Origin of the sequence: Microbacterium sp. Ru50, from assembly GCF_002920555.1 — a bacterium.
Classification (GTDB): Bacteria; Actinomycetota; Actinomycetes; order Actinomycetales; family Microbacteriaceae; genus Microbacterium; species Microbacterium arborescens.
Window position 1 is genome coordinate 1,950,556 of sequence record NZ_PQSV01000001.1, and the last position, 12,695, is coordinate 1,963,250.

Sequence of the window (12,695 nt, forward strand, 5' to 3'; positions counted from 1 at the left end):
TGCCACTCGCGCCGCGTGCGGGAAAGATCCGACATCCGGTCGTCTGCCGCGGAGACCGAACGACGTCACGAGGACTACCCGCGAGGCGGCATCCGAGACCGTAGGCTCGGACCATGCGTGCTCGCCTCGGTTCCGCCCTCCTCGTCCTGTCGGCTCTCGCTCTCGCCGGATGCTCGTCGTCGCCGGCGCCGGCCGAACCCGACACGATGCCGACGGCGGAGACCGTCCCGGAGGGCTCGTGCGCCTACGTCGAGGCAGCCGGCGGCGTGCGCGATGTGACGCCGCCTCCCGCTGAGGCCGAGGTGTCGGGGCAGGTCTCGGCCGTCCTGCAGACGTCGGCGGGCGACATTCCGATGACCCTCGACGCCGACGGCACGCCGTGCACGGTGGGAAGCTTCGTCTCACTCGCCGAGCAGGGCTACTACAACGACTCGCCGTGCCACCGCCTCACGACCTCGGGCATCTTCGTGCTCCAGTGCGGCGACCCGTCGGGCACCGGACGCGGCGGCCCCGGCTACAACTACGCCGACGAGCTCGACGGCAGCGAGACCTACCCGGCCGGAACGGTCGCTATGGCCAACGCCGGCCCGAACACCAACGGCTCGCAGTTCTTCCTCGTGTACGAGGACACCCCGCTGCCCGCGAAGTACACCGTCTTCGGCACGCTCGACGAAGCGGGCCTTGCCGTCGTGCGCGAGGTCGCCGCAGCCGGCGCCGAGGGCGGCGCCGGCGACGGCGCCCCCGCAACCCCCGTGACGATCACCGGCGTCTCACTGGGCTGAGCCGCCCGCGGCTGGGACGAGCCCGCCGAGAACGCACCCTTGCCGCGAGCACGCACCGAACGGGGTGCGTGCTCGCCCCGACGGTACGTTCTCGCGTGGGCGTAGGCGTGCGCGGCGGAATGAGCCCGCTCGGCGCGGCGTTGGGGACAGCGTGATCGCGCTCGAACAGGCTCTGGCATCCCTCGAGATCCGGCCGCGTATGGCCCATCGGGCAGACCTCGCCCCGGGCGGATCGCTGCCGCTCGGCACAGGCGACGCAACGCTGGTGTACGTGCGATCGGGCGAGATCACCGGCGATCCGGCATCCGGCACCAGCTGCACGGTCGTCGGACCCTCCGGCGACGCCGCGACCCCGACAGGCGCGCGCACGCTCCTCGCCGGTGACGCCTTCCTGAGCCTGGGATGCCGTCCGATCTCCCTGACCTCGCAGTCGGGCGCAGAGCTGACGGTCGTCCCCGCCGACGTCTCCCTCGCCGCGGTGACCCCGCTGCCGCCGTTCGTCTTCGTCGACGGCTTCGTCGAGCTCGAGCCCGCGGCCGCCGCCCTCGTCTCCCACCTCGGAACCGGCACCGCGTCAGGGCGGTCGGGAGACGCGGTCATCTGCCAGATGATGGTCAAGACCGTGCTGCTCTCGGCCATCCGCGCGTGGGCCGCGCACACCGCCGGCGCCTCCGCGTGGCCCGCGCCGGCCGTCGACCCCTTCCTCAGCCGCGCCGCGGAGGCCGTCGCCGCCGACCCCGGTCGCGACTGGACCATCGACCAGCTGGCGAGCCTCAGCGCCATGTCGCGGACGGTCTTCGCCGCACGCTTCCGGCGCGCGTACGGGCGTTCGCCCGCGAGCTACGTCACCGAGATCCGGATGCAGCACGCCAAGGACATGCTCGAGTCGGGAGCATCCGTCTCGGAGACCTCCCGCACCCTGGGCTACGGATCCGACGAAGGCTTCAGCCGGGCGTTCCGCCGCCATACCGGGATGCCGCCCTCGCTGTGGCGTGCGCGGGCGGCGGCGCCGTCGATGCACTGACGGTACCGCCGCCCGAGAGCCGCCCTCGGCGGCGGGGCGGTCGTCCGGGCGCCTCGTCAGGGGCGCGGCATCCGGTCGACCTCGTGCGTCCGCACGACCCAACCGAACAGCACCGCGCCGGCCGCGAGGAGGGTAACGGCGACGACGTCGATCGCGACGACGCCGACGAGATCGACCAGCAGCCCGCCGAGTCCGGCCGCGAGCACGATCGCGAGCTGGAACCCGACGACCGTCAGGCTTCCACCGGCCTCGAGCCGGTCCGGCATCCGGTGTCCCACCCACGTGTTGACGATGATGAGCCACGAGGCGAAGAAGAAGCCCCAGGCGAAGACCGCCAGGACGACGACGGGGATCGATCCGGGCAGCAGCACGAGAAGCGCGAGCGCCGCGGCGATGACGACCGGCGCCGTGACGGCGAGGATGCGGAACGCCCGGTCGACGAGAAGCCCGATGACGAGGTTTCCGACGAGCCCGCCCGCCCCGAACACCGCGAGCAGCAGCACGATCGTCTCGGCCCCGACATCCGGTACCCGCTCCAGCGCCAGCCGAATGTAGGTGTACGCGAGGAAGTGCCCGAGCACGACGAGCACATGGCCGATCATGCCCGCCGCGACGCCGGTGCGCCGGAGCGAGTCGACGAGCAGCCGCAGACTGGATGCCGCCGCGGCCGGCACCGTGGGCAGGGTGAGGCGCACGGCGAGCGCGACGGCAGCGGTCGCGGCTCCGACGACGGCGAACGCGATGCGCCAGTCGAGCATCTCGCTGAGAAGGACGCCGAGGGGCACGCCGGCCACGGTTGCGAGCGACACCCCGGCCGAGGTGAACATCATCGCCCGGCCGATGCGTTCCGGCCCGGCGAGCCGGGCGGCCACCGTGATCGACATCGACCAGAACGCGCTGATCGAGGCGCCGAGGAAGAAGCGGGCGATGAGGATCGCGACCAGGTGCGGTGAGAGCGCGACGACGATGCTCGAGACGGATGCCGCCGCCGCGGCCCCCACGAGCAGCGCGCGCCGATCGAGGCGCGGGAAGATGAGGCCGATCGTCGGGGCCGCGATGAGTCCGGCGAGCGCCGTGATCGTCACCGTCTGGCCCGCCTGACCGGGTGTCACCCCGAGGCCCGCGGCCATCTCGGTCAGCACGCCGTTGGGCAGGAACTCCGCGGTGACCACGAGGAACCCCATGAGCATGACGACGATGAGTCCGCTGTATCTCATGGGCGCGGCGTTCTCGTGTGCGAGGGGGATGGCTGCGGTCGAGGTCATGCTTCCGATGTTGTCGCCTCGGCCGAACGTGCGCCCGACCGAACGTCCGCGGCATCCGACCGTCTGGCCGCGGCCCGGGCACGCGGCATCCGCCGAGAACGCACCCTCTCGGCGAGAACGCACCCTGCGGGGTACGCGCTCGCGGCGACGGTGCGTGCTCGCGCGTCGGCAAGCGACGGCGACATTTGGGGTAACGAGAATTCGGCGCGGCGCGTGAACACCGGGAAACTCGGGGTGACGCCGGCGACCCGACGGCGCACACCTCCGAAAGGCCCGACCGTGATCGCGCTCGAGCACGTATCGAAGACCTACGGCGGCTTGACCGCCGTCGACGACGTCTCGCTGCAGATCCCCTCCGGGGAGATCTACGGCATCGTCGGCCAGTCCGGCGCCGGCAAGAGCACGCTCGCCCGTATGGTCAACCTCATCGAACGGCCGGATACAGGCCGAGTGGTCGTCGACGGGGTGGATCTGACCGCCCTCGACGCGAACAGCCTGCGCGCGGCACGGCGCCGCATCGGCATGGTGTTCCAGCGGTTCAACCTCCTCGGCAGCCGCTCCGTGCGCGGCAACGTCGAGCTCGCCCTCGAACTCGACGGCAGCCCCCGGACCCGGCGGCGCGACCGCGCGCAGGAGATGCTCGACCTCGTCGGCCTCGGTCACCGCGGCGACGCCGCCGTGCACGAGCTGTCGGGCGGGCAGCAGCAGCGCGTCGGCATCGCCCGCGCCCTCGCGAGCGGCCCGAGCGTGCTGCTCTCCGACGAGGCGACGAGCGCCCTCGACCCCGAGACCACGACCTCGATCCTCGACCTCTACCGGCGCATCAACGCCGAGCTCGGACTCACCGTGCTCCTCATCACGCACGAGATGGATGTCGTGAAGTCGACGTGCGACTCGGCGGCGCTCATCGAGCACGGCCGCGTCATCGAGAGCGGGCGCCTGACCGACGTCATCCGCACGCCGGGTTCGCGCCTCACGTCGCAGCTCTTCCCGCTGGGGCCGATTCCTGCGGGAGCCGATCCGAGCGCGACGGTCATCGACATCACGTTCGCGGGCGGCACAGCCGACCGTCCCGTCATCGCACGCATCGCCCGCGACCACGACGTCGACGTGTCGCTGCTCGGCGCTCTCGTCGAGCAGATCGCAGGGACGCAGGCCGGCCGCACCCGTCTCGAGGTGCCCGCGTCCGCGGCATCCGCCGTCATCGCCGACCTGCGCAGTCAGGGTCTCATCGTCGATGTCCTGCGAGGAGGGGATGCCGCGTGAACGAGCAACTGCTCAATCTGCTGCTGGTCGCCACGGGCCAGACGCTCTACATGGTGGGCGTCGCGTTGCTGGCGACGATCGTCATCGGCCTGCCGCTCGGCGTCGTGCTCGTCGGCACGGAGCAGGGGCGTTTTCTCGCGACGCCCTTCGGCTCGCGCCGCGTCGGCATCGTCATCAACCGCGTGCTCGACTTCATCGTCAACCTCGGCCGCTCGGTGCCGTTCATCATCCTGATGGTCGCGCTGATCCCCTTCACCCGGCTCATCGTCGGCACCTTCATCGGACCGACCGCGGCGATCGTGCCCCTGTCGGTCGTCGCCATCCCGTTCTTCGCCCGCATGGTCGAGATCGCGATCAAGGAAGTGGATGACGGCCTGCTCGAGGTCGCCGCATCGCTGGGAGCGAGCCGCTGGCAGCTCGTGACGAAGGTGCTGCTGCCCGAGGCCGCGCCCGCGATGCTGCTCGGCCTCTCGACGACCGTCACCTCGATCATCAACTTCTCGGCGATGGTCGGCACCGTCGCCGGCGGCGGTCTCGGCGACGTCGCGATCCGGTACGGCTACCAGCAGTACAGCTGGATCCACATCGTCAGCGTCATCGTCGTGATCTTCGCGATCGTCATGGTGCTGCAAGGCCTCGCGAGCTGGGGCGCCCGGCGCCTCGCCCGCCGCTCGCCCCGCGGCCGCACCGCCGCCCCGAGCGCACGGATGCAGCGGGCCGATGCCCGCGGCGCCGCCTGAACACCCGTCCGTCCCCGACCCGCACCCCACGCACCGCACCGCACCGCACCGCACCGCACCGCACCGTCATCCCGAGAGGAACCCTTCATGTCCCGCACGGCTCGCACCGCCCGCACCCCGCTCCTCATCGCCGCCGTCGCCTCGGCCGCGCTCCTGCTCGCCGGGTGCGCCGGCTCGCCGGCGTCCGAGTCGGGTGACGCCGACGGAGACGGCCTCGGCACGCTCAAGGTCGGCGCCCTGCAGACCCCGGCCGGCGACATCCTCAACCACATCGCCGAGAACGGCGCGGCCGAACTCGGGCTGACGATCGAGTTCGTCCCCTTCACCGACTACAACACCCCCAACACGGCGCTCGTCGACGGCTCGATCGACGCGAACCTGTTCCAGAACTCGACCTTCCTCGAGAACTTCAACACCAACACCGGGTCGGACCTCATCAGCGTCGGCGAGGCCTACCTGCCCTCGGCCGCGTTCTACTCGAGCAAGGTCGACAGCCTCGACGACCTGGACGACGGCGCGACGATCGCCATCCCGAACGACCCGACGAACGAGGGACGAGCACTGAAGCTGCTCGCGCAGGAGGGCCTGATCGAGGTCTCCGACGACGTCGCCGACCTCACCGGCATCACCGACAACCCGCGCGACTTCCGGTTCCAGGAGATCGAGAACGCGACGCTGCCGCAGGCCGTGCCCGACGTCGACGCGGCGTTCGTGACGATCAGCTTCGCGCTGCCCGCCGGCCTCACCGCCGACCAGGCGATCCTCACCGAGGGCGAGGGCAGCCCGTACTACAACGTTCTCGCGACGCGCCCCGACCTGAAGGACGACCCCCGCATCGTCGCTCTCTACGACCTGCTGACCTCCCCGGAGGTCGCCGACTTCGAGAACGAGACCTGGGGCGGCCTCGTCGTCCCCGTCACGAAGGACTGACGCCTGCTCAGTAGGATTGTCCCCATGTCGAAGGTCCTCCAGTCCCTGCCCGTCGGCGAACGCGTCGGCATCGCCTTCTCGGGGGGTCTCGACACCTCCGTCGCGGTCGCGTGGATGCGCGACAAGGGCGCCGTCCCCTTCACCTACACCGGCGACCTCGGTCAGTACGACGAGGATGACATCGCGTCGATCCCCGGTCGCGCGCTGCAGTACGGCGCCGAGGGCTCGCGCCTGATCGACTGCAAGCCGATGATGGTCGAGGAGGGCCTCGTCGCCCTGTCGTGCGGTGCCTTCCACATCCGCTCGGCCGGACGCACCTACTTCAACACCACGCCGATCGGCCGCGCCGTCACCGGAACGATGCTCGTGCGCGCCATGAAGGAGGACGGCGTCGACATCTGGGGCGACGGCTCCACCTACAAGGGCAACGACATCGAGCGGTTCTACCGCTACGGCCTGCTCGCCAACCCCGCGCTGCGCATCTACAAGCCGTGGCTCGATGCCGACTTCGTCACCGAGCTGGGCGGCCGAACCGAGATGAGCGAGTGGCTCGTCGCGCACGGCTTCCCCTACCGCGACTCGGTCGAGAAGGCCTACTCGACCGACGCCAACATCTGGGGCGCGACGCACGAGGCGAAGACCCTCGAGCACCTCGACGTCTCGCTCGAGATCGTCGAGCCGATCATGGGTGTGCGCTTCTGGGATCCGGCCGTCGAGATCGAGACCGAGGACGTCTCGGTCACGTTCGAGGCCGGCCGTCCCGTCGCCGTCAACGGCGTCGAGTACTCCGACATCGTGCAGCTCGTGATGGAGGCGAACGCGATCGGTGGCCGCCACGGCCTCGGCATGAGCGACCAGATCGAGAACCGCATCATCGAGGCCAAGAGCCGCGGCATCTACGAGGCCCCGGGCATGGCGCTGCTGTTCATCGCGTACGAGCGCCTGGTGAACGGCATCCTGAACGAAGACACCCTCGCGACCTACCACGAGCAGGGTCGCCGCCTCGGCCGCCTGATGTACGAGGGTCGTTGGCTCGAGCCGCAGTCGTTCATGCTGCGCGAGTCGATCCAGCGCTGGGTGGGCTCCGCCATCAGCGGCACCGTGACGCTGCGCCTGCGCCGCGGCGAGGACTATACGATCCTGAACACCGAGAGCCGCAACCTGTCGTACTCGCCCGAGAAGCTCTCGATGGAGCGCGTCGGCGACTCGGCCTTCGGTCCGACCGACCGCATCGGTCAGCTCACCATGCGCAATCTCGACATCGCCGACTCGCGCTCGCGGCTCGAGCACTACGCCGGCATCGGCCTCATCGGCGGCCCGACGGCCGAGCTCGTCGGCGACCTCGAGCGGGGCGGTGCGGCCGAGATCACCGGCAACGTCGAGCCGACCGACCAGGATCTCGCCGAGCGAGTGGATGCCGCGGGCGAGTCCGCGTCGTTCGACTTCGGCGCCGACTGACCCGCAGCACGCGCTGCAGCGAGGTAACTTGCACACGCATGTGCAGGTTCGTATCATCGACGGGTGACCGACACCGTCTCCCCCCGTCGTCCGCGGAAGGATGCCGCCGCGAACCGCGCCGGCCTGCTCTCCGCCGCCGCGCGCACGCTCGCGCTCGACCCGAGCGCTTCCGTCGACGCGATCGCCCGCGCCGCCGGGCTCAGCCGCCGCGCGCTCTACGGCCACTTCGACGACCGTGACGCCCTCGTGCGCGAGCTCGTGGCCTCGGGCGCGCAGCGGTTCAACGCCATCGCGACCGACCCCGCGCTGCGACTCGACACCGAGCCCGTCCCCGTCGCCCTCGCCCGGTTGACGGGCCGGCTCTGGGGCGAGGCGTCCCACGTGCAGGTCGCGGCGGCCGTCGCCCTCGACGAGCGCCACGTCGAAGACTCCGCCGCGGCCCTCGCCCCGCTCCGTCGAGCGCTGATGGCGCTCGTGCGCCGCGGTCAGGACGAGGGCACGCTCCGCACGGACGTCGCGGCGCCGACGCTCGCCCGCCTCATCGAAGAGACCGCCCGAACGGTCATCGTGCGCCTCGACGCCTCGTCGCCCGAGGCGCGTTCGCTCGTCGTCCGAGCGGTGCTGTCGATCGCGGGGCTCTCGTGGCGCGACGCCGCCGCCATCATCGACGCACACGCCGACGTGGTCGGAACGGTGTCCTGATGCGCGTCGAACTGCGCGAGGTGGCGAAGGGCCGCAAAGATCTCGCTCTGCCGCCCACGAGCCTGTCGTTCCGCACCGGCCGCGCCACCCTCGCGATCGCCGAGACCGAGCAGCGCCCGACGGTCCTCGGCCTCATCGCGAGCGGACGCATGCGGCCCGACGGCGGCACCGTTCTGCTCGACGGCGCCCGGGCGGCGCGTACCCTTCGGCACAAGACCGCACTGATCGACGCTCCCGACGTCAGCGATCCGCCACCGAACATCTCCACGGTCGGCATGGTCGGCGAGGAGCTGATGTTCGCGGGCCGGCTCGCCGACCCGATCTCCGCTCGGCGCTGGCTCGACGAGCACGACCTGCGCTCGTATTCGCGCGTTCCCATCGGCGACGTTCCCGCGACCGATCGCATCCGGATGCTGCTCGAGCTCGCGGTCCTGCGCCCGGGCGTCGAGGGCATCGTGCTCGTCTCGCCCGACCGCCACGGCGGCGATCCCCATGCCTGGTGGACGCTCGCGCGCGAATTCGCCGGACGTGGCCTCGCGGTGCTCGTCATCGCCGGCGAGGCCGCCGCGACGCTCCTCACTGAAACCGATCCCCTCGCGCCGCATCGACGCCTGGTGCCCAGCGGCATCCGGTTGCGCGGCACCCGTCCGAAGGCCTCCCGATGAAGATCCCCGCCCTGATCAGCGCCGAGCTGCGACGGCTGACGGCCACCCGGATGTCGGTGGTGGCCCTCATCGCGCTCATGCTCGTTCCCGTCCTCTATGGCGGCCTGTACCTGTGGGCCAACCAGGACCCGTACGGCAAGTTCGCCGACATCCCGGTGGCCCTGGTCGACCTCGACGCGGGTGCGCCCGCGAGCGAGGGCGACGGCACGGTCAACTACGGGTCGGAGGTCGCCGACAAGCTCGTCGAGGGCAAGGATTTCGGCTGGAAGCAGATGGATGCCGCAGAGGCGCAGGAGGCGCTGCGCACCGGCGAGGTCGACTTCTCCGTCACCCTTCCCGAGGACTTCTCGCTCGCTCTGACGAGCGCCGCCGGCGACACGCCCCGGCAGGCGACGCTGCTCCTCGCCACCAACGACGCGAACAACTACCTCGCTTCATCGATCGGCTCGCAGGCGGTCGAACGCATCCGCTCGTCCGTCGCCGAGCTCGTCGGCCGCGAGGCCGCGTCGCGTCTGCTCACCGGCATCGCCGACATCCGCGTGCAGCTGCAGAACGCCACCGACGGTGCGAACCAGCTCGTCGACGGTGCCGGTCAGGCCCTCGACGGCGCGAACCAGCTCGCCGACGGCACCGGGCGGCTCTCGAGCGGCGCCGTGCAGCTGCGCGACGGCGCGAACCAGCTCGCCGGCGGTGCGTCGCAGCTCGCCGACGGCACCCGCACCCTGGCTCAGGGCTCGTCCGATCTGGCGTCGGGCGCGGCCCAGGTCTCCGACGGCACGGCCGAGCTCGCCGGCTACGCCGACCGCGTTCGCGCGGCCGTCGATGACGCTGCGGGGCAGCTCCCGCAGGTGCGGACGGACATCGCCGCCCTGCTCGCCGACGGGGGACTCGACGAGGGGCAGATCGCGGCGGTCCTCGCGCGCCTCGATCTGATCGGCGAGCGCCTGCAGTCGGGCGCGACGCGCGTCGACGAGGCGACGGGGCAGATCGACCGTCTCGCCGCGGGGGCCGCTCAGGTCAGTTCGGGTGCCGCCCAGCTCGCGAGCGGCGCCGCACAGGCCGCCGACGGTGCGGCATCCGTGTCGTCGGGTGCCGGCCAGCTCGCGTCGGCGACGGACGAGGCCGCGACCGGCGCCGCTCAGCTCGACGAGGGCGCGCGGCAGCTGGCGTCGGGTCTCGGAACCCTCGACGGCGGGCTCGTCACCCTGCGTGACGGGCTGAGCTCGGGCGTGGCCCAGCTGCCCGATTCGACTCCCGAGCTGCGCGACCAGCAGGCGCAGACGATCGCCGACCCGGTGGCTGTCGACTCCGGCAACCTCGCGAAGGCCGGCGATTACGGCGCGGGCCTCGCGCCCTTCTTCGCCGCCCTGGCCGGATGGATCGGCATCTACGCCCTGTTCCTCATCGTCAAGCCGGTCTCGCGCCGCGCCGTGACCGCGCTGCGCTCACCCCTGCGCGTGACCCTCGCCGGCTGGCTGACACCCGCGATGCTGGGCGGGATCGGCATGATCGTCCTCTTCGGGGTGCTCTCTATCGCGCTCGGGTTCAACTTCTCGAGCCCCGTCGGCACGCTCGGGATGCTGATCACGGCGTCGTTCACGTACGCCGCGATCATCCTCGCGCTCAACGTGTGGCTGGGGTCGGTCGGTCAGTTCATCGGCCTCGTGCTGATGGTCCTCCAGCTCGTCACGGCGGGCGGAACCTTCCCCTGGCAGACCCTGCCGGCACCGCTCGCCGCCCTGCACCATGTTCTGCCGATGGGTTACGTCGTCGACGGCATGCGCCAGTGGATGTACGGGGGCGACCTCAGTCGGGTCAGTCTCGATCTCGCGGTGCTCTTCGCGTGGATGGCCGGCGCTCTCGTGCTCGCCGCGGTCGGCGTGGCCCGGATGACGCACGGTCGCACGCTGCGCGACCTGCAGCCGAGCCTCATCGGCTGATTCACTCCGGGCCAGTCCCGCTAGAATGTCGACAATCGACACGAGAGCGAGGAGTGGCGGAATGGTGGACGTGGACGCCGACGGAGCACGTGACCCGATGGCCCCCGAGCGGACCCGCGTCGACGACGTCGGCACTGCCGTGATCGATCTCGTCCGACGGCAGGACATCGACGCGGTGATGTTCGACTGCGACGGCACCCTCGTCGACTCCGAGCCCATCGGCCACCGCGTCTGGGGCGCTCTCGCCGGCGACCTGGGCGTGGTGGCAGCCCCGGGAGCCGACGCGGAGGGCCTCAGCTTCGAGCAGCGCCTCGAGGCGCTGCGGACCACGAATCCCGCGCTTCCCCCGACCGAGGTCGTCTATGCCGAGTACTGGCGGCGCCTGCGCACAGCCTTCGACGAGAGCCTGCAGCCCATCGAGGCGACCTACCGCCTCGCCCGCGAGCTCGTCCGCGCGAGCATTCCCGTCGCGATCGTCAGCAACAGCGCGCAGGAACGGCTGCAGTACACCGTCTCCGGCGCGCTGCCCCTGCTGGCGGGAGTGACGCTGGTGGGATGGACGCCACGCGACCGCCCCAAGCCTCACCCCGACCTCTACCGTCGAGCCGCGTCGCTCGTCGCGGCTCCAGCCGACCGGTGTCTCGCGATCGAAGACAGCGCCGTCGGCGCGCTGGCCGCCTCGCGCGCGGGCATGCGCACTCTCATCCTCGACACGGTCGTTCACTGACCCGCGGCGCTCACCGGCTCACGCTCGGCCGAAGCAGATCGGGCCGCGTGCCCCATCGGTCGAGGGCTTCCTGCGAGAGCCGGATGCCGAGGCCCGGCCCCTCGGGCACGGCGAGCATGCCGTCGGCGTCGAGCTCGGGAGGCGTCTCCAGCAGCCCGTCGATGTAGGCCGAGCCCGTGCGGTACTCCACGAGGTCGGTGCCGGCGACAGCGGACGCGAGATGCAGATCCGCGCTCAGCCCGACCGCCGTGTTCCACCCGTGCGGGATGAGCTGCACCCCGAACTCCTCGGCCAGCCAGGCCACACGGCGTGATTCGCTGAGCCCGCCGCTCTTCGTCGTGTCGGGCTGCACGATGTCGAAGGCCCCGGCGCGCATGCATCTCGCGAAGTCCTGGCGCCGCGTCAGCACCTCGCCGCCGGCGATGGGCACGCCGGCTCGAGCACGCAGAGCCGTGTAGCCCTCGATGTCATCGGGCGCCAACGCCTCCTCGAACCATGCGACGTCGTAGTCGGCGAGCATCGCCGAGGTGCGGATCGCCCACGCCGATCGGCCCGCCCAGAATCCATCCGACCCGCCGGCGTCGACGGCGAGCAGGGCATCCGGCCCGATCGCGTCGCGCGCCGTGGCGACGACATCCTCGTCGTATCGGCTGTCGCGGCGTCCGAAACCGCCCCACCCGATTTTGAACGCGTGGAAACCGTCGGCCGCGATCTCGTGGAGCGTGTCGCGCAGCGGGGCGGGGTCGTCGACCAGCAGCGACGCATACGGTCGTACACGCGACCGGTAGACGCCCCCGAGCAGCATCCCCACGGAAAGTCCCGCCGTCTGCCCCAGGATGTCCCACAGGGCGATGTCGATCCCGCTGATGGCGTGCGCGACCGCGCCCCCTCTTCCCATCCAGAAGGTATGGGCTGCCAGCGTCTGACTCACCCGCTCGGGCTCGCGCGGGTCTGCCCCGACGACCAGCGGTGTCAAGAGCTCGAGCGCGGCGCGGACGAGCGCCTCGCTCGAGTAGCAGCTGCCGACGCCGATGACGCCCTCGTCGGTGTGCACCGCGATCAGGGTGTGGATGACGTCGTCGGGGCCGTGCTCGTGCGTCCATCCGCCCTCCGGGGTCGCGCCGCGCAGCCCGCACGTCTTGATCTCGGTGATCTTCATCTGATCCGCCTTCCTCACCACGGGATCCGTGCTGTCG

General features: G+C 71.3%; 12 protein-coding genes. 10 read left to right on the top strand and 2 right to left on the bottom strand.

Annotated elements, in window-relative coordinates; translation table 11 throughout:
* The first annotated feature begins 113 nt into the window (after nt 1-113).
* Together C3481_RS09145 and C3481_RS09150 are read left to right on the top strand one after the other, a co-directional pair.
* Nucleotides 114-782, top strand: a complete 669-nt coding sequence (locus tag C3481_RS09145; RefSeq protein WP_103841755.1) for a peptidylprolyl isomerase — start codon at nt 114-116, stop codon at nt 780-782.
* A 151-nt stretch (nt 783-933) separates the two neighbouring features.
* Nucleotides 934-1,806, top strand: a complete 873-nt coding sequence (locus C3481_RS09150; protein ID WP_258039073.1) for a helix-turn-helix transcriptional regulator — start codon at nt 934-936, stop codon at nt 1,804-1,806.
* A gap of 56 nt (nt 1,807-1,862) precedes the next feature.
* On the opposite strand, the gene C3481_RS09155 is transcribed toward C3481_RS09150, so the two are convergent.
* Complete coding sequence (locus C3481_RS09155) at nt 1,863-3,071, bottom strand: MFS transporter (protein ID WP_103842130.1); 1,209 nt, start codon at nt 3,069-3,071, stop codon at nt 1,863-1,865.
* Between the two features lie 279 nt (nt 3,072-3,350).
* On the opposite strand from C3481_RS09155, the gene C3481_RS09160 reads away from it, so the two are divergent.
* The 8 genes from C3481_RS09160 (at nt 3,351) to C3481_RS09195 (ending at nt 11,499) form a co-directional block, all read left to right on the top strand.
* On the top strand, nt 3,351-4,337 hold the full coding sequence (locus tag C3481_RS09160) for a methionine ABC transporter ATP-binding protein (protein WP_023953335.1): 987 nt from the start codon (nt 3,351-3,353) through the stop codon (nt 4,335-4,337).
* Complete coding sequence (locus tag C3481_RS09165) at nt 4,334-5,077, top strand: methionine ABC transporter permease (RefSeq protein ID WP_064955258.1); 744 nt, start codon at nt 4,334-4,336, stop codon at nt 5,075-5,077. Before C3481_RS09160 ends, C3481_RS09165 begins: the two co-directional genes overlap by 4 nt.
* An 87-nt stretch (nt 5,078-5,164) precedes the next feature.
* Complete coding sequence (locus tag C3481_RS09170; protein ID WP_103841757.1) at nt 5,165-6,007, top strand: MetQ/NlpA family ABC transporter substrate-binding protein; 843 nt, start codon at nt 5,165-5,167, stop codon at nt 6,005-6,007.
* A gap of 24 nt (nt 6,008-6,031) precedes the next feature.
* Nucleotides 6,032-7,465, top strand: a complete 1,434-nt coding sequence (gene argG / locus C3481_RS09175; RefSeq protein ID WP_023953341.1) for an argininosuccinate synthase — start codon at nt 6,032-6,034, stop codon at nt 7,463-7,465.
* 63 nt (nt 7,466-7,528) lie between these two features.
* Nucleotides 7,529-8,167 carry a TetR/AcrR family transcriptional regulator gene (locus tag C3481_RS09180; protein WP_023953343.1) on the top strand — a complete coding sequence of 213 codons (639 nt, stop codon included), beginning with the start codon at nt 7,529-7,531 and terminating at the stop codon, nt 8,165-8,167.
* Entirely contained in the window at nt 8,167-8,832 is a 666-nt protein-coding gene (locus C3481_RS09185; protein ID WP_103841759.1) for a hypothetical protein, read from the top strand. Before C3481_RS09180 ends, C3481_RS09185 begins: the two co-directional genes overlap by 1 nt.
* A complete protein-coding gene (locus tag C3481_RS09190) occupies nt 8,829-10,772 on the top strand; it encodes a YhgE/Pip domain-containing protein (protein ID WP_103841761.1) in 1,944 nt (647 codons plus the stop codon). The genes C3481_RS09185 and C3481_RS09190 overlap by 4 nt, the downstream gene beginning before the upstream one ends.
* 61 nt (nt 10,773-10,833) lie before the next feature.
* Complete coding sequence (locus C3481_RS09195; protein WP_181021899.1) at nt 10,834-11,499, top strand: HAD family phosphatase; 666 nt, start codon at nt 10,834-10,836, stop codon at nt 11,497-11,499.
* A 10-nt stretch (nt 11,500-11,509) separates the two neighbouring features.
* Here C3481_RS09195 and C3481_RS09200 read toward each other — a convergent pair whose 3' ends face one another.
* Nucleotides 11,510-12,658 (bottom strand): mandelate racemase/muconate lactonizing enzyme family protein, encoded by a 1,149-nt coding sequence (locus C3481_RS09200; protein ID WP_103841765.1) that lies wholly within the window; start codon nt 12,656-12,658, stop codon nt 11,510-11,512.
* Between the last annotated feature and the right edge of the window lie 37 nt (nt 12,659-12,695).